Here is a 19,552-nt window from a genome sequence, read left to right on the forward strand (position 1 = left end):
AAGCCGATCGAGGCCGCATAGCCTCGGCCGCATTTGAACTGTTTGCCATCGCCCAACTCGGCAGCCAGGACGGTGGAGGTGATCGGGCCGACACACGGCATGGTCATCAAGCGCGCCGCCAGATCATCTTCAGCGGCCTGGCACTCCACGTCCTTGTCCAGCGCCTTGACCTGCCCATCCAGATAGTTGAAGTGCCCATGCAGCAGCATCAGATTTTTCTTGATGCGTTCAGAAAATGAACTCACTTCAAGCAACGCTGGAAGCTCTTTGATGGCTTTGAAGCCGGCTGCCAAACTGACACCCACCTCCAGAAGGGCTGCGTGAATCCGATTGACGGTCGCAGTGCGGTCTTTAATGAACGACTCACGTATCGAGTTGGACATGGCCAGGGCCTGCTGGGCTTGGGTTTTGGGCGGCACAAAACGCATCGTGGGCCGGGTCGCCGCCTCGCAGATTGCCTCGGCATCAGCGAAGTCGTTCTTGTTGCTTTTCACGTAAGGACGCACGAGATGAGGCGCAATGAGTTTGGGCGTGTGCCCCAGCTTGGCGGCCTCCTGCGCCATGAAGTGGGCGCCACCACAAGCTTCCATCACGACGGTGCAAGATTCCAGGTTGGCCAGATACTGAATGAGCGTCGCCCGATTGAATTTTTTGCGGCAAAGCTCATGACCGCGATCATCTTGCGCATGCAGGTGAAAAGAGTGTTTTCCCAAGTCGATGGCGGCAATAGCTACTTTGTTCATGGCAACAGTCTCCGATGAGCCCCCGGTGAAAGCTTAGTGGGCGATCACAGGGGGCGGCGGGGGTAGCCATTTCATTAGGGGGAGGGCGTCGAGCGTTGTGGGCTAGCGCTCGATGCTGCGATTCCACCGCGCGTTCCATGCCGGGCGCTGTTCGTTGACCTGATCCCAATCGATCGCAATCGCGGTGGTCAGGTACTGTTTCATCGCCTCGACCTGACCGCGGGTCTTGTCAGTGGTCGGGGTGTTCGGGTTGGACGGGATCTGGTCGCCATCCTCAAGCGCGGCGGCTTGCGCTTCAGGTGTCAGCAGGAACGCGGCGAGTTTCTGCGCCAGTTCCGGCTGGGTGTTGTTGGCGATCGCGCATTCGGCGACGTTGAGCACCACGGCGCCTTCCTTCGGTTGTGCGTACTCCACCGGCATGCCCTTGAGTTTCAGGGCGGTGACCTGGGTCGGGGTCAGCGGGAACAGCGCCGCTTCGTCGGTCTGGAGCATTTCGGAAATCTTCGCCGAGCTCGGGATGTACTCCAGCACGTTACGCCCGACCGTATTTGGCCACGCCTTGAAGCCTGGCTCGACGTCGGTTTCGCTGCCGCCCTGAATCCGGTTGAACATCAGGAAACCGTGCAGGCCGAAGGTCGAAGAGGCCATCGACTGGAACACCAGTTTGTCCTTGAAGCGCGGGTCGGCCATGTCCATCCACGAGGTCGGTGCGCTCCAGCCTTTTTCCTTGAACAGCCGCGTGTTGTACGCCAGGCCGGTGACGCCGAGGCTGACCGCCACGGCCTGTTCCTTGATGCGGCCCTTGGCCGGAATCTGCGCCAGCGGTGCGCTGTCTTCGAGTTTGTCGCACAGGCCCATGGCGATGGCGCGATACATGATGCCGTCGTCGAGGAACATCACGTGCATCTGCGGGTTGCCTTTGCTGGCCTGGACCTTGGCCAGAATATCGGCCGAGGTGCCGGGCACGATTACCACTTTGACGTTGTTGGCCTTTTCGAACACCGGCAGCACCTTGTCGGCGTAAAGCCGCTCCATGGTGCCGCCGTTCATGCCCAGGTAAAGCGTCGGTTCGGCCTGGGCCTGGCTGACCGTGAACAGGACGCTCAGGCAAGAGAAACCCAGCAGTGCAGTGCGTTTGACGTTATTCATTGGCGCGACCTTCCTCTATCAAGCAACGGAGATGGAGTGAAACCGGGTGATGGAAAACGCATCCAGCGGCGTGGTTGAGGTACCGCTGCAGATTATTTCGGTGAGCGCCTGGCCCACCGCCGGGCCGATCTGGAAACCGGCGCCGGCAAAGCCGAACGCATGCAACAGACCGGGTTGCGTGCTGCTGTGGCCGATCACCGGTTGGCGATCAGGCAGATAACCTTCGGTGCCGCTCCAGGTGCGAATGGCCTGGGCACCCTCAAGAAACGGGTAGAGTTCGACGGCCTGGCGCAGGATCTCGATGACGGCGAGCTGACCGGGACGGGCGCGAGCGTCGTCGAGGGCAAAACCCTGGCCGCCGCCCAATACGCAATTGCCGCGCGCAACCTGACGGGCATAGATGCCGCCGCCCTCGACGCCGGTGCTGGCGTTCATCACCAAGGGCAACGGTTCGGTGACCAGCATCGCCGGGTGCCCGGCGTGCATCGGCACCGCTTCGCCGAACTGCGCAGCGAGGTTTCCGGCCCAGGCGCCGGCGCAGTTCAGCAGCCAGGGCGCTTGCAGTTCGAGACCGCTCTGAGTGCTGACACGAAAGCGCTGACCGTCGTGCTCCACCGCACTCACCGCGCACTGTTCATGCAGTTGCGCGCCATGCCGACGTGCGGCCTGGGCAAACGCCGGGGACACCAGGCGCGGGTTGGCGTGACCGTCGTCCGGGCAGAACGAGGCACCGACCGCCACCTCACCGACCCACGGAAAACGTGCGCGCAGCTCGTTGCGGTCGAGCACCTGCAGATCGAGGCCGAAGCCCTGACTGCTGGCGGCGTAGTCCTGCAAGGCGTGCAGATCGTTGAGGCTGCGGGCCAATTTCAAGTGACCGCTGCGTTGATATTCGCCGTTGATGCCGATCAGTTGCGGCAGTCGACTCCAGATTTCATGCGCCCGTTGCGACAAGGGCAGTTGCGACAGCGGTCGACCCTGACGACGCACGCCGCCGTAGTTCACGCCGCTGGAATGCGAGCCGCAAAAATCCCGCTCCAGCAGCGCAACACGGCGCCCGGCTTTGCTCAGGAACAGCGCGGCGGAGGCGCCGACGATGCCACCGCCAATGATCACTGCATCGACTTCAATCATGCCTCGACCTCCAGACCAAACGGCAGGGGTTTGATCGGCGCCTGAGCCCGCAGTCGACCGATGTCGGACACATCACGTTGGCTTTCGCAGGCAATGATTTCCGCGGCGGCGGCGCCGCACATGCGGCCCTGACAGCGGCCCATGCCAACGCGGCACTGAGCTTTGACCCGGTTGATTTCCCAATGGCCTTCGCGCACCACCTGACGGATGTCGCCGGCAAGCACTTCTTCACAGCGGCAGACCATCATGTCATCCGCGACGCCAGTGGCCCAGTCTTCGGGAAAGGCGAAGGCCTGCTCCAGACCCTGACGGAAATCGCCGATGCGCTTCAGGGAATGTTCCAGGTGCGCGGGGCGCTCTGGTGGAATCAGGTAGCCGATGTCTTCGAGCAACGCCAGGGCCGCCCGTTCGCCGGCCATTTCGGCGGCGTCGGCGCCCATGATGCCGGCACCATCGCCGGCCAGGTAAACCTCGGCGACACTGCTGCGACCGGCGCTGTCACGTTGCGGCAGCCAGGCGCGGTTGAGCGGGTTCCAGGTGAATGTGCAGCCGAGCAAGTCGGCGAGCTGGGTTTCACTGCGCAAGCCATGGGCGAGGGCGACGGCGTCGCAGTCGATGTGTTGTGAGCCTTTGGCGTTGCGCCAGGTTAGGGATTGCACGCGTTGTTGGCCGTTGACTTGGGTCAGGCTGGCGCCTTGATGCACCGGGATGCCATGGGCGGTCAACCAGGCGCGGTAATAAATGCCTTTGGCCAGTGTGGCCGGTTGTGACAACAGGCCGGGGAGGGCGCGGGCCTGAGCGCTGAACGGTGAACTGTCGAGCACCGCGACCACCTTGGCGCCAGCCTTGGCGTATTGATACGCCACCAAATACAGCAACGGTCCGCTACCGGCGAACACCACGCGTTCGCCAATGGCGCAGCCCTGGAACTTCAGGACGATCTGCGCCGCGCCGAGGCTGTAGACCCCCGGCAGCGTCCAGCCGGGTACGGGGAGAATCCGGTCGGTGGCGCCTGTCGCGACAATCAGTCGGGAGAACTCCAAGCGTGCGGCGCGGCCGTCATGCAAGGTGTCGAGCGCGCCGTTTTCGGCATTCCACACCAGGGTCTCGGGGCGGTAATCGAGGTGCTCGCGCAGTTCGTCGATCGTTTGATGCAACGCGCTGGCCTTGCCGGCTTCGAAGCCGTACAGCTTGACCGGTGAACGCTTGAAATTAGCCGGCTGACGCCGATAAATCTGCCCGCCACCGCGCGCTGCTTCATCCAGCAAAACAGGACGCACACCATGGGCAACCAGGGTTTGCGCGGCACGGATCCCGGCGGGACCGGCGCCGACGATGACAACGGCGTTCATACCCACCTCGACTGTGTGTTCTGGCGGGCCCCATCGCGAGCAGGCTCGCTCCCACATTGGATTGAGGTTGCCCACAGCTTTTGTGCCCGGCGCTGAACCCCTGTGGGAGCGGGCTTGCTCGCGAAGACGGTGGTCCATTCAACAGAGATGTTGGCCGGCAGACCGCTTTCGCGAGCAAGCCCGCTCCCACATTGAATCCTGGGTTGGCAGGTGTGTTGAGTGTTCATACGGAACGCCCCGGTTCGCGGTTGATCTGTTGCCCGGCTTCGAGCAATGTCGAACAGGCCCGGACGCGGCGGCCATCGCCCAGGCGCACCCAACAGTCCTGACACGCCCCCATCAGGCAAAACCCGGCGCGGGGTTCGGCGCTGAAGTCGCTGCCGCGCAGGTGTTCGCTGCAGGTCAGCACCGCCGTCAGTACGGTATCGCCGAGCAGGCCGCTGGCCGGTTGGCCGTCGGGGGTAAAGTCCAGGGCCGGGCGGTCGCCTTCGGCCAGTCGTTTCAGCAGAGCCATGGCGCCCTCATTGTTTACCCACCAGAACCCGATCCAGGCCATACACCCGATCAAGCAAAATCATCGTCAACGCCGTCAGGCCAATCACCAGGGCCGACACCGCCGCCATCATCGGATCGATGGATTCGGTGGCGTACACGTACATCCGCACGGGCAGTGTCTGCGTGGCCGGCGAGGTGACGAAAATCGACAGCGTGACCTCATCGAAACTGTTGATAAACGCCAGCAACCAACCGCCAGCGACTCCCGGCAAAATCATCGGCAAGGTGATCTGGCGGAACAGCGTAAACCGCCCTGCACCCAACGATTGCGCCGCATGTTCGGCACTGCGATCGAGGCCGATCGCCGACGCCAGCACCAGCCGCAACACGTACGGCGTGATCACCAGCACGTGGGCAAAGATCAGCCAGCTGAAGCTGCCGTTCACACCCATCAGCGCAAACAAACGCAGCAACGCCACCCCCAGCACCAGGTGCGGAATGATGATCGGCGACAGGAACAGACCATTGAAAAAATCCCGGCCAGGGAATTCGAAACGTGTAATGGCTAACGCCGCCGGCACCGCAATCAGCGTCGCCAACGTAGCGGCGCAGAACGCCAGGATCAGGCTGTTGTAGAACGCATCGACAAAGTCGGCACGCTCGAACACCGCACGGAACCAGCGCAGGGAAAAGTCCGTGGTCGGCAAACTCAGGGTGTTTTCCGGGGTGAAGGCCACCAGGCAAACCACCACCAGCGGCGCCAGCATGAACAGCACCACCAGGGCATGGAACAGCAGGGCGAAAGGACCGTTCTTGGACATGACGAGTTATCCCAATGACTTCTTGTAGCGGCCTTCGATCATCCGGTTCCACGACAGCATGATCAGCAGGTTGAGCAACAGCAGGGCCACGGCAAACGCGGCGCCCATCGGCCAGTTGAGCTCCGACAGGTACTGGTCGTAGATCAGCGTGGCGACCATTTTCAGCCGGCGTCCGCCGAGCAATCCGGGAATCGCAAAGGAGCTGGCCGCGAGGCCGAACACGATCAAAGTGCCGGAGAGCACGCCGGGCATGATCTGCGGCAGTATCACTTGACGCATCACCGTGAAGTGGCTGGCGCCCAGCGACAACGCAGCCTGTTCGGCGGCGGGGTCGAGTTTCTGCAACGAGGTCCAGACCGGAATGATCATGAACGGCAGCATCACGTGAACCAGCGCAATCACCACCGCGAACGGCGTGTAGAGCAGCTTCATCGGCGAACCGCCGAAGGCTTGCAAGGTCTGGTTGACCAGGCCGTCGGCACCAAGCAACAGGCTCCAGCCGAAGGCGCGCACCACCACAGAAATCAGCAACGGCGTGAGGATCAGAATCAGGAAAATCGAACGCCACGGCGCACCCATGCGGCTGAGGATGTAGGCCTCGGGCACACCGATCACCACGCACAGCAGGGTGGTCAGGGCGCTGATCCACATCGTGCGCAAAAAGATCTCGTAGAAGTACGGATCGCCCAGCAAGCTGCTGTAGTGATCGAGGGTGTAGGCGTCGCCGTTGATCCCCGAGCTGTAGTCGAAGACGTTGAATGACAGCAGCAGCGTCAGGCCCAACGGGATGACCAGCAAGCCGAGGTACAACGCCAGCGCCGGTGCCGACAGCCAATAACCCTGGCGGCCCTGACGAATGGAAACGAGCGTACTCATGCCGGCACCTCGTCGACACTCAGCACCCGCAACAGCGCCGCGTCCCAATCCAGGCCAACGGCCGTGCCTTCGCTCATCGGTGCCGATCCGTCGTTGCGGCGCACCACGCTGAGTTCGCCCAGGGTCGTCGAGACGCCATACAACCATTGGCTGCCGAGAAAGAAGCGGCTGACGATGTTGCCTTGCAGACGGCCCTGACCTTTTTCCCGCAGATCGATTTTTTCCGGACGCAGGCTGAGGGTCAGTTCACCGCCGCTGCGGACCTGGACCACACCTGCGCCATCACGCTCGCCGGGCAACAGATTGGCCTTGCCGACGAACCCGGAAATGAACTCGGTGCGCGGATGTTCATAAAGGGTGTAAGGCGCGTCGATCTGGGTGATGCGTCCGGCCTGCATCACCACCACGCGGTCACTGATGGACAGCGCTTCGGACTGGTCGTGGGTGACCATCAGCGTGGTGATCCCGACTTCGCGCTGGATGCGGCGGATTTCGAACTGCATCTCTTCGCGCAGGTTGGCGTCGAGGTTCGACAGCGGTTCATCGAGCAGCAGCACCGGTGGTTCGATCACCAGCGCCCGTGCCAGCGCAACACGTTGGCGCTGACCGCCGGACAATTCCCGTGGGTAGCGCTCGGCATGCTGGTCGAGCCGCACCAGTTTCAGCACCCGGTCGACCCGTTGCTGCAACTCGCCGTTGGGCACTTTGCGCATGCGCAGGCCGAAGGCGACGTTGTCTTTGACGGTCATGTGCGGGAACAGCGCGTAACTCTGGAACACCACCCCCAAACCGCGACTGGCGGGTTTGGCGTGGGTGATGTCGCGGCCGTCCAGCACGATGCGTCCGCTGCTGACTTCGACGAAGCCGGCGATCATTTGCAGGGTGGTGGTTTTACCGCATCCGGACGGGCCGAGCAGCGAGACGAACTCGCCTTTTTCGACCGAGAGGTTGGTGGCGACGACGGCGTCGATCTCGCCATAACGTTTGCCGAGTCCTTCAAGTTGCACAAAAGCCATAACTGCGCTCCACCTGAGATTGTTATGCGCGGCCTGGGGTCGCGCTTTTTTGTATGGGCAGATACGAAAAAAGGTTGCTGGGTGCGTTGGCGCTCGACGTGGGTCGGCTGCCGCTGTTGTTCGAATCGCCCCTGATGGACGCAGAGTAGGACGAAGACTAGGATGGGCTCAATGGCCTATTTCACTGAAGCGATGACTATTTTCAGTTTCATTCAGTGAGCAAATTAATCGTCGAGAAAACCCATGTCAGATTCCATTGAGCGGAATGAAAACAAAAATGAAGTCGGTGTTGGCGCGGTCTCAAGGCTGTTCGCTGTGCTGCGCAGCCTGGGTGACACCGTCGAGGGCGGGGAGCGCGTGACGCAACTGGCCCAGCGCATCGGGTTGTCGCAACCGACCACCCACCGCCTGCTGCGCAGCCTGATGGACGAGGGCATGGTCGAGCAGGACGCGCGCAGCAAACGCTATCGCCTGAGCCTGGAGTTTTTTGCCCTGGCCGCTCGCGCTGGCAATAGCGGCAACCTGCGCGAATTGGTGCGGCCGGCGTTGCTGCGGCTGTCGGCGTCGTTGGGCGATTCATTGTTTTTGCTGGCGCGCAGTGGCTTCGATGCGATCTGCCTGGACCGCAGTGAAGGGCCGTTTCCGATTCGCACGTTTACCGGGGATATCGGTGGGCGCGTGGCGCTGGGCGTGGGGCAGGGCAGCCTGGCGATTCTGGCGTTTCTGCCGGAGGAAGAGCGCGACACGGTGATTCACTACAACCTACCTCGGCTGAAGGATTTTACCTGTACGACGAGGTGTTCCTGCGCTCGGAAGTCGAGAACGTGCGCAAGCTTGGCTATGCCGGACGCAACACCGGCGTGCTGCAGGGCATGGCCGGGGTGGCCGTGCCGATTCTGGACCGTGAAGGGCGGGCGGTGGCGGCGTTGAGTGTGGCGACCGTAAGTGATCGGCTGGGACCGGATCGCTTGCCGACGGTGGTGGAAATGCTCAAGCGCGAAGCGGCGCTGATCGGGCCGCGGATCAATCCGTTTGATCCGCTGCTGCGCAGGCCTTCGCAGGTGTTTGGGCAGGGTTGAGCACTATTTCCACTACAGCACAGAACGAATGTCGGAGCGGGCTTGCTCGCGAATGCAGCGTGTCAGGCAACACTAATGTCGACTGATACACCGCTTTCGCGAGCAAGCCCGCTCCCACATTTTGATTGGCGTTGCCCGCAATGTTGTGCCCGACACAGACCCCCTGTGGGAGCGAGCCTGCTCGCGATGGACTTCAACGAAGACGCGTTTTTTCTGAATGGACGCGGTGCCTTTGAGTGCATCGCGAGCAAGCTCGCTCCTACAGTGGGGCGGTTGTGTGGTCAGAATTTCACGGTTTGCTTGAGCATCTGCGCCGCTGGCGTATCGCTCGGGCTGACCATTGCGTAGTTGTAGCCGCTCCCCGACCAGTACTCGGCCTGCAACTCGCCATCGCTGCGACTGCCCCTCGGCAACAGGAAGTTTTTCGGCCCCGGCGGGCGCACGTAGAAGCTGACCTTGTGCCCGCTGCGATCCTCGTAAACCACCATCGCCGCCGGCCCTTGCTCGGTGCTGAGCAGGCGCCCGCTGACCGGTTTGAAACCGGCGCCCGAGAGGTCCGGCAAGCGATTGGCCTGAGTGAAATAGCGGTCGAGCCAGCCCTGCATATCGCCGTCGTCGCTGACCTTGTAGTCGGCCGGCAACATCCCTTGCTGGGCAAACAGCCGGTACGCCTGCATCGCATCGGCCATCGGCAGCGCGGCACTGAGCAGGGTCATCTCCCGCGCTTTCCAGCCACTCAACCCGCCGACGCTGACCGCGATCAACAACACGGCGGCGCTGGCCAGGTGACGGCGCGATTGGCGTTTCAGGCGGTGGCGAATCAGCGCCGGGTCGAGGTCCGGATTGGCCGGTTGCTGTAACGCACCACCGAGTGCCGCGCGCAGTTGCTGGGCGTCTTGCTGCCAGGCGTGTACCTGCGCGGCCACTTGCGCATTGCTTGCCAGAAAAGTCTCCACCAGACGTCGGTCGGTATCGCTGAGTTGATGGTCGACGTAGGCGTGCAGGTCACGCTCACTTGGGGGCATGCTGATCATTTGAGTCTCCGCAGGGAAGGGCGGGTGATTTCGCCGTCGCTGAGTTGGCGCAAGGCCTGACGGGCGCGGGACAGGCGGGACATCACGGTGCCGGTGGGGACGTCGAGAATCTCGGCGACCTCCTTGTAGCTCAAGCCTTCCACCGACACCCAGAGCAACAGGGCGCGCTGTTCGGTAGGGAGCTGGTCGAAGGCCTGCAGGGTCGATTGGGCAATCACGGTGCGCTCCGCCGACGGCTGCGCATCGTCACGTCCGGTAAAGAATTCGAGCATCCGCGCGTAACGTCGAGAGCGCCGGTGGGCATCGAGAAACTGTCGATAAAGAATCGAAAACAACCAGGCGCGCAAATCGCCCTCGGGGCGTTTGTCACCCCAACTCGACAGCGCCCGCTCCAGGCTGGCCTGCACCAGATCGTCGGCACTGCTGGGATTGCGCGTCAGCGATACGGCAAACCGGCGCAATCTGGGAATGATTTCTCTCAGCTGTTCGTCGATATCGTTCATGAACTTTTTTCTAGTCACTACGCTAGGGACTAGGAAGACGCCCGGTACCCGAGGTTATTCCACGCCTGAAAAAATAAATACCGCACGAGGGAATAAACCCTCGTGGGGTTCGTCTGCTTGATTCTTCTCACTTGTGGCCGATGGCCCTGGAGTCTTTCATGGTAGATCGCTCATCACCGCCCACCCGGCCACCGCTGAGTACCGCGAGCCTGATGTTGCGCCTGGCCGGCATTGCTGCGGTTGTCGCCGTTGTGGCCGGGGCTTTTGCCTACGTCAACGGCACTTTTGACCCACAACGTCTGACGCCGAAGAAGCTGATCAATGTGCTGGAAACCAACAACGGTGTGCACCCGGGGTTTCGGCGTAATCACTCCAAAGGCGTGTGCGTGATCGGTCATTTCGAGAGCAGCGGCGAGGCGCGCAGCTATTCCACTGCACAGGTATTCAATGACCCGCGGACGCCGGTAGTAGGACGTTTCGCTCTGCCGGCCGGCAATCCTTACGCGCCGGACAACAGCGTGCCGATCCGCAGCCTGGCGCTGCGTTTCACCCAGGCCAACGGCCAACAATGGCGCACCGGGATGAACAGCATGCCGGTGTTCCCGGTGGGCACGCCCGAGGCGTTCTATCAATTGCAGCAAGCCCAGTCGCCAGACCCGGCCACCGGCAAACCGAATCCGGCTGCCGTGCCCGCGTTCTTTGGTTCGCATCCGGAAGCTGCACCGTTCCTGGCCTGGATCAAAACTGCCAAACCGTCGGCCAGTTACGTGACGGAAACCTACAACAGCGTCAATGCGTTTTACCTGGTGAATGCGACCGGGCAACGGCAGGCTGTGCGCTGGAGCATGGTGCCGGTAGCGCAGGATGCAGCGGGCGCAACAGCGCCGGAGGGCGGCGACTTCCTCGAGAAAGACCTGGTGCAGCGCATGTCCGCAGGGCCGTTGCGTTGGCAGTTGAACATCACCCTGGCCAACCCTGGCGATCCGGTCAACGATGCCAGCAAGGCATGGCCCGATGGGCGCAAGGTTCTGAATGCCGGCACCCTGGTACTCGAAAGCACCCAGCCGCAACTCAATGGCGAATGCCGTGACATCAACTACGACCCGCTGATATTGCCGGCCGGGATAGAAGGTTCCGACGACCCGTTGCTCGCCGCTCGTTCAGCCGGTTATGCCAAATCCTACTTGCGTCGCACCAGCGAAGTCAGCCAGTTGCCCGCCGCTAAACAGGAGGCTAAACAATGAGCACTCAACCGACTCATTTCGCACCGCTGGCGCGGCTGCTGCACTGGCTGATGGCGCTGATGATCATCGCCATGCTGTTTATCGGCGCCGGCATGGCTGCCTCGGTGTCTGAACGCCATGAGTGGCTGATTCATCTGCACAAACCCTTGGGCGTTGCGATTTTGCTGCTGGTGATCGTGCGCCTGGGCGTGCGCTTTTCCACGCAACAACCTCCGTTGCCGGCGGATCTTCCGGGCTGGCAGGCGCTGGCGGCCAAGGCGTCGCATGTCTTGCTGTATGCGCTGATGCTGATTTTGCCGCTGCTGGGCTGGGCGATGATATCGGCGGCCGGCGATCCGGTGATGCTCAGCAGCTCGCTGCAATTGCCCTCGATCGTACCGGCTAATGCGCAGGTGTTCGCGTTCCTGCGCAAGGCCCATGGGTATTTGGCGTACCTGCTGTTCCTGACGGTGCTGCTGCATTTGGCGGCGGCGTTGTTTCACGGTTGGGTGCGGCGCGATGAGGTGCTGGACAGCATGTTGCGCGGCAAGGATCGCCACTGATCCCCCGCGTAAACCTGTAGCAGCTGTCGAGCTTGCGAGGCTGCGTTCGGCTGCGAAGCAGTCGCAAAATCAAACGCCGCGGTTATTCAGATTGACCGAGGTGAATGGCTTGGCGACTGCTTCGCAGCCGGACGCAGGCTTCGCCAGCTGCTACCTGGTCAGTGTGAGGCGGCTTCCAGCGGTTGGACTTTTGTGGCCAGTGTTCGCCACCAATAAATCAATGCCACGGCGTTGATGCTCGCTCCCAGCAGGCACACGCCCATCCACCCGGCCCAGGCATACATCGCCGTTGAACCGATCGAGCCCAGGGCGCTGCCAATCGAATAGAACAGCATGTAGCCGGCGGTGAGTCGACTTTGGGCTTCGGGGCGCACGCTATAGATCATGCTTTGGCTGGTGACATGCACGGCCTGCAAACCCAGATCCAGCGTGATCACCCCAAGCAGCAAGGCCCACAGTGAGGACTGGGTGAGGGCGATAGGCAACCAGGAAACCAGCATCAACAACAGTGACAAACCGCTGGTCCATTGACCCCAGCCACGATCGGCCAGATGCCCGGCGCGCGCGGCCGCCAACGCACCGGCGGCACCTGCCAGTCCGAATAATCCGATTTGTGTGTGGGACAACGACAACGGTGGTGCACTTAGCGGCAACACCATCGGCGTCCACAACACCATGGCGCTGGCGAAGGTCAGCAGCGCCAGGATGGCCCGCTGCCGTAACACCGGTTCTTCCTTGAACAAGGTGAACACCGAGCCGATCAACGCGCTGTAGCTGCTGCGGGTTTTGGCGGCTTCATGCTTGGGCAGCACGCGGAACAACAGCAGCGCCATCACCAGCGTCAAACCCGCCGACAACAGATAGATCGAGCGCCAACCGGCCAGGTCAGCCATGCCGCCGGACACTGTCCGGGCCAGCAAAATGCCGACGACGATGCCGCTGGTAATCACACCCACCACACGCCCTCGCTGCGCCGGCACTGCCAACGTCGCGGCATAGGCCACCAGCACCTGAGTCACGACCGCCAGCAACCCGGTCAACGTCATTCCGATCAGCAGCCACGTGCTGTTCGAGGCCAGCGCGATCATCAACAAGGCCAACACTGACAGCAGGGTTTGCGTGACGATCAGGCGTCGACGGTTCAGCAGATCACCGAGCGGCACCAACAGCAATAATCCGACGCCATAACCGACCTGAGTGAGCGTGACGATAATGCCGATGGTTGCCGTATCCATGGCGAACGCCTTGGCCATGGCATCGAGCAGCGGTTGCGCGTAATACACGTTGCCAACGGCGAGTCCGCAGGCGACAGCAAACAGCAGCACCACGCCAGTGCTGAGAATTGGATGATTGGGCTTCATGCCGGGCTCCTAGAGTAGTTTCTAAATGAAACCAGTTGTACGGTAAGGAGTCCGGTTTTATATTGCAACCACATTTGTTGTCGAGAGCGTAGTCATGGCCAAACGTACCCGCATGGAAGACGCCGAATGCCCGGTTGCCCGCTCACTGGATGCCATTGGCGATTGGTGGTCATTGCTGATCGTGCGCGATGCGTTCGACGGCATCCGCCGGTTCGGTGAGTTCCAACGCAACCTGGGCATGGCGAAAAACATTCTCTCGGCGCGCCTGCGGACGCTGGTGGCTCACGGGATTTTCGACCTGGTGCCGGCCTCGGATGGCAGTGCCTATCAGGAATACGTGCTGACCGAGAAAGGCAAAGGCCTGTTCCCGTTGATCATCGGCTTGCGGCAGTGGGGCGAGGCGTTTTTTTATGAGGCGGGGGAGGCGCGTTCGCGGGTGGTTGACCGTGCTCATGGTCAGCCCGTGCGACGGTTGGAGTTGCGCGCTGAAGATGGGCGGTTGCTGGGGCCGGAGGATTGTGTGCGGGTTGTGGATGAGTGAAACGTCGTTGGTGTAAAGCCTCGCACACCTGTCAACTTTGACAGTTACGCATCCCGGAAAAAGCACGTTCAATGCTCAAAGACTGCAGTGGCCCCGGAGGGGGCCAGTCGAACAGCACTGATCGTGTTATTTCGGGAGATGGACCATGTTCGAGATTGCAGGTATGCGTTTCAGCCAGCGTGTTTTTTTAGCGCTGTCGATTGTGTCGTTGGCGGCGTTGCTCGGCGCCTGTGTGCATTCATCACCACCTGATCCTGGTGGGTCGAAAAGTTGGGTTGTGGAGAATGTGGCGAGTAAATCGACGGCAGAACTGTATGCGGATGTGATTAAACCAGGAGTGTTTGAGCGGTCGAGTTCGAAGGTGATTGATGGTTATACGGTTGAAAGCGGTAATTTGCGGATGCCGGATAAGTCTCTGGGATCATTGGTTACGGTGAGGTCTGCGGATGGGCGTTTGACTGCCCTCGTCGAAAGGACAGGATTGCGAGGTTTGCTGGTTATTAACAAACAAGGAGAAAAAACGTTTACTCCGGATCGTGCCAGTGTCAATTTACGAAATGATGTAGAGGTAAATGCTGCTGAGGAAAGAAAACTTCCCAACTCAAGGTCACAGACTAAAGATTCTGTAATCGTTGATATGCTTATTGGTTATTCTCGGTCCGCAGTGACCTCAGTTGGAGGTGATGCCACGTCCCACGCATTGGCATTGGTGGAGAGTGCGAATTTGGCCCTTAGACAATCATTGGTAACATCAGTCTCATTGAAGTTAGTGGGCGTCCAGATTGTTGAACAAAATTACCCGATTACTGGTGACGTGTTAGATAATCTTCAAAATGTTTTTTCTGAAGGTGTGCGGGCATTTGGTCCGGACATGTTATACGCAGTTTTTTCGGGGCATCCTGATGACGTTTCTGCTGGTTTGGCTTATATGCCTGGCAGATTGGCGATGAGTTTGCCTGAAGCGTGGATGTTTCGTCATGAGATAGGACACAATGCCGGCGGGCTTCACTGTCCCTCTGAGCCTGGGGCTCCTGTACCCTATGGTCATGGCTATAACAACGGGAAATCAAATACTGCTCAATGTGGTGAAGAAGGAGTTTATTACTCAACACCAGCAGTGATTGATCAGTTTGGTTTGCCAAAAGGTGACGCAGCTACTGCCGATATGGCGCGCGTGTGGCGGGAAAATGCTGAACGCCTGTCTTCCTATTATTCAGTGGCAGCGCCTACGAACTTCAAAAAAACTGGATCAACATTAACGAAAGTTACATTCGGCTGGAGTCCTTCGAGTGAAGCTGTTCGGTATGACATGTACCGTACGGTACTCTCTGGTACGGAGGTAGTGAAAATAGCGGAGACCACGAACTTGACCCATACCGTGTCAGATACAAGCGGTAAAACAATCTATTATGTTAAAGCAGTTAATGCGATAGGGAAGGAGTCTAACTTGAGTAATGGTGCTTCTCGATAATTTATTAGGTGACGTGACTTCATGAGAAGTCATGTCACCCTTACAATTACCGCAGCACTTCAGCCACCTCGGCCACCGTCGTCAACACATCCTTCCCCAACTGTTTCGAACGCTTCCCCGACCACCCAGTCAATGCATTTGGCGCGTCATTATTGTCCTTGAACGGCATCTCCAGGGTCAGCGACAAGCAGTCGAATTTCTCCCCCACGCTGTTGCACGCCAGCGTCATGTTGGCCTTGCCCGGCAAGTCGCGGGTGTAGCCGTGCTTGGTCTGGAAGTCTTTGGTCAGATGCTTTAAGTGATCGCGGAAGTGAGTTTCGAGCTTCTCGATCCGCGGCGTATAACCCGGGTTGCCTTCGCAACCGGCGGTGAATACATAGGGGATTTCTTCATCGCCGTGGATGTCGAGGAACAAGTCGACGCCGTACTTTTCCATCTGCTGTTGTACGAAAAACACTTCCGGGCTGATTTCCTGGCTGGCGCTCTGCCAGGCGCGGTTCAGGTCCTGGCCCATGACGTTGGTGCGCAGGTGACCGTGGAAGGCGCCGTCCGGGTTCATGTTCGGCACCAGGTACAGGTCGGCACTGGCCAGCAGTTTGTTCATGACCGGATCGTCGTGATTTTCCAGGCGTTCGATCACGCCTTCCATGAACCACTCGGCCATGTGTTCGCCGGGGTGTTGCTGGGCAATCATCCAGACCTTGAGCTGACCTTCGGCCCCCGTGCCCTTGCGCAGCAGCTGAATGTCACGCCCTTCAACGCTCTTGCCGGTGGCCAGCAGTTCGGTGCCGGCCTTGGTCAGGGCCTGTTCGATCAGCCAGTCGTGACGGCCGCGGCTGTAGGGCTCGAAGTAGGCGAACCAGGCGTGGGTGGCGGTGGCTTCGAGACTGAAACGCAGGCAGTCGCCTTCGAAGATGGTCGGCACCCGGAACCAGTTCACGTGGTCGTAGGAAGCTACCGCCTGATAACCATCCCACGCCTTGTTGTAGGAAGATTTGCTGGCATTGTTCAGACGAAACCAGTGCTCCTGACCGACATGCAGACCGCTGGCCTTGAAGTGGAACCACTGAAAGTGCGGGCTGCGCGTGTCTGGCTTGATGGCCAGCAGTGCTTGCAATGGGTTGCTGATGTCCAGCACTTCAATGTTGCCACTGTCGAAGTTGGCACTGATGTCGAAAGACGATTTAGCCACGGTCATAGTCGATTCCTGAATATGATTTTATGGCTGCTACTTTACACGCTGGGAAGGGATTAGGCGGGCGGAAAAAATCGCTATACGAATGTTGAGGGGTCATTTTTTTCAGATGGTCGAAGGCATAGGTGTGACAAAAATTAGACTACATGACTTGGTTTGAGTCTAGCTCTCAACGTCTCAAATTTGATATTACGCAGTGCGCGTTCCAATTGTGCTGGTCGATTGAGTGGTGCAACTCCTTGAAGTGCCTTGAGATTTGAAGTGGCAGCAGCGAGATACGATCGAAATTCGTCAATGGCGGTTGCTAGATGGAGCAGCAAGGTAGCGTGCATGAGTAGACCCAGCTTGATAGTATCCGACTGCCGGCGTGGCACACAGATTGAAAGAACGCTTATCTAAAAAATTGGATGTAAGTGGGCGTCCAGCTCATCTAAAAACAACTATTTTTACAACGGCTAGTGCGGCGGCTCCATCTCGCTTTTTGGGAGTGACCTGGTCTTGTCAGGCAAAATACTATCCCATGCTTTCTTCCTTTGTTTTTCCTGCAATTGAAGATCATCCAATAAGACTTTTGGAGTTGTAATATCATCAGGGTCGCGAATATATATTGGGGCGAAAGCGAACATAACGTCAAAGGCCGCAAGGCCGGGAAGGGTTCGGCGACCGTTGAGTAGCTTAAGCATAATACGTACGCGCTGGAGCCAACTTAAACCAATGTGACTACTTCCTTGGTCAATATGAACCATGAGATTCAATGCGGCAGATGCATCGATGATCTCTTGTGTGCTCATATTAAATATCAAATGTGGTGGAGCGCATTGCGACAAGATGCGTTGTGTAAAGAGCGTCAATAAGGGGGCTGCCAATTTCCTCTCTTCCCACCAAATACTTCGCATGAGCAGTACATCATAGATACTTCGTGTCAAACTCTCGCAGCGCTTTTGATTTTTATCGGACAGAGCCTCGTACATAAGCCAGACTAGAGCAGCTAATGCATCCAGATTGGCGATTTTTTTTAATTTGGAAATTAGGGTTTTTGTAACCCGAGCTCGCTCAAAGTGTCCTTCCACATCTTCTGCTTGCTTAAGCAGTACCGCGAGAACCTCTGGATTCAAGCGCTGAAGGTAATTTTCGCTCAGAGTGCTTCGGTTTGGCTTAAGTTTCAATATATCCCATAAAGGATGATGTAGCTCTCGTAAAGAGCCATGTAATATTAAATCAACCATCTTTAATAATCGGCATTGGGGAGTGTGCAATCCAATTTCGTAATTCTGCCATTTGCATCGATAACTCGTCTTGTCACTGTTGCTGCGCACTTTGAAAGACTGGGGTTCAAAAAATTTTTCGAGTGCATAGGCCTTATTTAGCTTGCTGCGCTTGCGTACTCCTTCGTACCAAAATATTACTCTCACAATTTCAACCAAATCACGATTTGGGGCTATTTTTTTTGCTATATCAACATTCTGCATCGCAGTGCGAAATTTAGTGTGCAGTTCTAAGATTTCTTCAAAATCAATCATTTACCTCACCTCCTTTTACGAAAGTACAGTAATAATTTACGATGAGATTGTAGCAGCTTTGTGTAGATATTCTGTCTAGTATTACCTGCGGCGGAGAGATGTATGTGTGTTAAGCACTATATCTGTCGGTATCGAAGAAGCTGATGGAGCGGTCAAATTGAATGCGATTAAGTGGTGAAGAACCATGAAGTCAGATGATCAAGGAAAATACTCTTTCGCGACGGTTTACCCGTCACCCCTGTTTCTTCGCAATGCTGGGTATGAGAAGGTCGCACACATCCCCGCTATTTTTGACTCGCGCCCGTCTTATCACCGACTCGGTAGCCGTTTCCTAATAGATCGCGGTTTAGGGCTATGGGATCCACGTGGTCGTGGTACAGAGCAAATCCCTATACCGCCATCCTTTGAGAGCATGCAAAATTATGCGGAGCGGCTTTGCAATGTTCTAGAGTGGTGTGAAGTCACTGGGTGCGAACCGATGACGCTTGAGTACAGTCAGGACCTGATTGGTAAGTACCAGGCGAACATGCTGAGTGGCGCATGGTCTCGTGACAACAGACCATTGGCTGAGGCAACCGTCAACGTTCGCGTTGAGATCGCTGTCGAGTATTTGACGTGGGCAGCCGACAAGGGATTGCGACCCCTATTCGTAGTTCCCAAAGTCGTACGCACCTACATACCTAATTACCCCAGAAATTCATATGGTTTTGAGCCGAAAGCGGTCGACGCGAGAAAAGGAAAGCTTCATGTAAGCAAGCGATTAATAAATTTTCCATTGGACGTAGAAATTGCCATATGGCGTGCACGGCTTATCAATAAATCAGTTAGAGGACCTACAGAGGCGCTGATCGCAGAACTGATTATGGAAACGGCCATTAGGCGCGAGGAGGCGGCTTGCTGGCGGATTGACACTTTACCTTTGGATCCAGATAAGTGGAGTATCTTAAATCCTTATTCCGCTTACGAGAAACAGGCCATATTACTGGAGATAAAGTTCGGCACAAAAGGAAAGGAATACGGGCGGAATCATGGCGATAAAATTGGGCCTTCAGGTACGATTCGGATACCTCTTCCATTGGCGAAAAAGCTGCATGATTATCGTGAAAAACAACGACCTCAAGCACTCGATGTAGCTATCAGAGAGGGGGGCACCGTTTCTGATCAGCGGCGAATCCGAGAAGAAACGGTCCATCTTTTCCTAAATCCGCTGACTGGTAAGCGCTACACCGGCAACAGCATCTATGAATCATGGTGAAGCGTTGAGCGTCCTAAATGCTGGTCGCCACATATCGCTCGTCACTATTGGGCATGCACCCTACTCTGGCGGCGGATGGAAGATCAGCGAAACCTACTGGAGATAGCGCTCAAAACTAATGTAGACGCATTGATCATTCAGTCGTTCCAAAGCACGGCGCTTTCAATCATAGAGCTCGAAATCCAACCGCAACTGAGGCATGTCTCGCGTGAAACTACTAA

The 19,552-nt window shown here is 58.2% G+C and carries 18 protein-coding genes and 1 pseudogene; 6 read left to right on the forward strand and 13 right to left on the reverse strand.

All coding sequences use genetic code 11. The features are described from left to right. The 8 genes from ACIPL2_RS33440 to ACIPL2_RS33475 form a co-directional block, all read right to left on the reverse strand. Nucleotides 1-743, reverse strand: a 743-nt coding sequence (locus ACIPL2_RS33440; protein WP_401364618.1) for an IS110 family transposase, incomplete at its 3' end; no start/stop codon positions are given. 102 nt (nucleotides 744-845) lie between these two features. Then, a complete protein-coding gene (locus tag ACIPL2_RS33445; protein ID WP_401364621.1) occupies nucleotides 846-1,892 on the reverse strand; it encodes an ABC transporter substrate-binding protein in 1,047 nt (348 codons plus the stop codon). Nucleotides 1,893-1,910: 18 nt separating this feature from the next. Beyond that, the gene (locus tag ACIPL2_RS33450) at nucleotides 1,911-3,026 is read right to left on the reverse strand and encodes an NAD(P)/FAD-dependent oxidoreductase (protein WP_401364624.1); all 1,116 of its coding nucleotides are present in this window, start codon (nucleotides 3,024-3,026) and stop codon (nucleotides 1,911-1,913) included. Continuing rightward, nucleotides 3,023-4,378, reverse strand: a complete 1,356-nt coding sequence (locus tag ACIPL2_RS33455; RefSeq protein ID WP_401364627.1) for an FAD-dependent oxidoreductase — start codon at nucleotides 4,376-4,378, stop codon at nucleotides 3,023-3,025. Before ACIPL2_RS33455 ends, ACIPL2_RS33450 begins: the two co-directional genes overlap by 4 nt. A gap of 223 nt (nucleotides 4,379-4,601) precedes the next feature. After that, on the reverse strand, nucleotides 4,602-4,892 hold the full coding sequence (locus ACIPL2_RS33460) for a (2Fe-2S)-binding protein (protein WP_401364630.1): 291 nt from the start codon (nucleotides 4,890-4,892) through the stop codon (nucleotides 4,602-4,604). Between the two features lie 7 nt (nucleotides 4,893-4,899). Continuing rightward, nucleotides 4,900-5,694 (reverse strand): ABC transporter permease, encoded by a 795-nt coding sequence (locus tag ACIPL2_RS33465; protein ID WP_401364633.1) that lies wholly within the window; start codon nucleotides 5,692-5,694, stop codon nucleotides 4,900-4,902. Between the two features lie 6 nt (nucleotides 5,695-5,700). Continuing rightward, on the reverse strand, nucleotides 5,701-6,570 hold the full coding sequence (locus ACIPL2_RS33470; RefSeq protein WP_401364635.1) for an ABC transporter permease: 870 nt from the start codon (nucleotides 6,568-6,570) through the stop codon (nucleotides 5,701-5,703). Then, entirely contained in the window at nucleotides 6,567-7,586 is a 1,020-nt protein-coding gene (locus ACIPL2_RS33475; RefSeq protein ID WP_401364637.1) for an ABC transporter ATP-binding protein, read from the reverse strand. The genes ACIPL2_RS33470 and ACIPL2_RS33475 overlap by 4 nt, the downstream gene beginning before the upstream one ends. A gap of 243 nt (nucleotides 7,587-7,829) precedes the next feature. On the opposite strand from ACIPL2_RS33475, the pseudogene ACIPL2_RS33480 reads away from it, so the two are divergent. Then, a pseudogene (locus ACIPL2_RS33480) lies at nucleotides 7,830-8,665 on the forward strand (IclR family transcriptional regulator). A gap of 281 nt (nucleotides 8,666-8,946) precedes the next feature. Here the strand turns inward: ACIPL2_RS33480 and ACIPL2_RS33485 are convergent. Further along, nucleotides 8,947-9,699 carry an anti-sigma factor family protein gene (locus tag ACIPL2_RS33485; RefSeq protein WP_401364639.1) on the reverse strand — a complete coding sequence of 251 codons (753 nt, stop codon included), beginning with the start codon at nucleotides 9,697-9,699 and terminating at the stop codon, nucleotides 8,947-8,949. Continuing rightward, nucleotides 9,696-10,202 (reverse strand): RNA polymerase sigma factor, encoded by a 507-nt coding sequence (locus ACIPL2_RS33490; RefSeq protein ID WP_401364642.1) that lies wholly within the window; start codon nucleotides 10,200-10,202, stop codon nucleotides 9,696-9,698. The genes ACIPL2_RS33485 and ACIPL2_RS33490 overlap by 4 nt, the downstream gene beginning before the upstream one ends. Nucleotides 10,203-10,360: 158 nt before the next feature. Between ACIPL2_RS33490 and ACIPL2_RS33495 the strand changes: the two genes are divergently transcribed. Then, nucleotides 10,361-11,446 carry a catalase family peroxidase gene (locus tag ACIPL2_RS33495; protein ID WP_401364645.1) on the forward strand — a complete coding sequence of 362 codons (1,086 nt, stop codon included), beginning with the start codon at nucleotides 10,361-10,363 and terminating at the stop codon, nucleotides 11,444-11,446. Further along, nucleotides 11,443-11,988, forward strand: coding sequence for a cytochrome b (locus ACIPL2_RS33500; protein ID WP_401364648.1), 546 nt, complete (start codon nucleotides 11,443-11,445; stop codon nucleotides 11,986-11,988). The genes ACIPL2_RS33495 and ACIPL2_RS33500 overlap by 4 nt, the downstream gene beginning before the upstream one ends. A gap of 158 nt (nucleotides 11,989-12,146) precedes the next feature. On the opposite strand, the gene ACIPL2_RS33505 is transcribed toward ACIPL2_RS33500, so the two are convergent. Beyond that, nucleotides 12,147-13,349 (reverse strand): MFS transporter, encoded by a 1,203-nt coding sequence (locus ACIPL2_RS33505; protein WP_401364651.1) that lies wholly within the window; start codon nucleotides 13,347-13,349, stop codon nucleotides 12,147-12,149. 94 nt (nucleotides 13,350-13,443) lie between these two features. Here ACIPL2_RS33505 and ACIPL2_RS33510 point away from each other — a divergent pair, with 94 nt between their 5' ends. Both ACIPL2_RS33510 and ACIPL2_RS33515 read left to right on the forward strand, forming a co-directional pair. Continuing rightward, the gene (locus tag ACIPL2_RS33510; RefSeq protein ID WP_401364654.1) at nucleotides 13,444-13,890 is read left to right on the forward strand and encodes a winged helix-turn-helix transcriptional regulator; all 447 of its coding nucleotides are present in this window, start codon (nucleotides 13,444-13,446) and stop codon (nucleotides 13,888-13,890) included. A 145-nt stretch (nucleotides 13,891-14,035) separates the two neighbouring features. Beyond that, on the forward strand, nucleotides 14,036-15,361 hold the full coding sequence (locus ACIPL2_RS33515; RefSeq protein ID WP_401364656.1) for a hypothetical protein: 1,326 nt from the start codon (nucleotides 14,036-14,038) through the stop codon (nucleotides 15,359-15,361). 46 nt (nucleotides 15,362-15,407) lie between these two features. Here ACIPL2_RS33515 and ACIPL2_RS33520 read toward each other — a convergent pair whose 3' ends face one another. Both ACIPL2_RS33520 and ACIPL2_RS33525 read right to left on the reverse strand, forming a co-directional pair. Then, nucleotides 15,408-16,559 carry a M14-type cytosolic carboxypeptidase gene (locus tag ACIPL2_RS33520; RefSeq protein WP_401364659.1) on the reverse strand — a complete coding sequence of 384 codons (1,152 nt, stop codon included), beginning with the start codon at nucleotides 16,557-16,559 and terminating at the stop codon, nucleotides 15,408-15,410. A 452-nt stretch (nucleotides 16,560-17,011) separates the two neighbouring features. Next, nucleotides 17,012-18,076, reverse strand: coding sequence for a hypothetical protein (locus ACIPL2_RS33525; protein ID WP_401364662.1), 1,065 nt, complete (start codon nucleotides 18,074-18,076; stop codon nucleotides 17,012-17,014). Nucleotides 18,077-18,260: 184 nt separating this feature from the next. Here ACIPL2_RS33525 and ACIPL2_RS33530 point away from each other — a divergent pair, with 184 nt between their 5' ends. Beyond that, nucleotides 18,261-19,331 carry a hypothetical protein gene (locus ACIPL2_RS33530; protein ID WP_401364665.1) on the forward strand — a complete coding sequence of 357 codons (1,071 nt, stop codon included), beginning with the start codon at nucleotides 18,261-18,263 and terminating at the stop codon, nucleotides 19,329-19,331. The last annotated feature ends 221 nt before the right edge of the window (nucleotides 19,332-19,552 follow it).

This window comes from Pseudomonas sp. NPDC086251 (genome assembly GCF_044746405.1).
In the GTDB taxonomy this organism is placed as follows: domain Bacteria; phylum Pseudomonadota; class Gammaproteobacteria; order Pseudomonadales; family Pseudomonadaceae; genus Aquipseudomonas.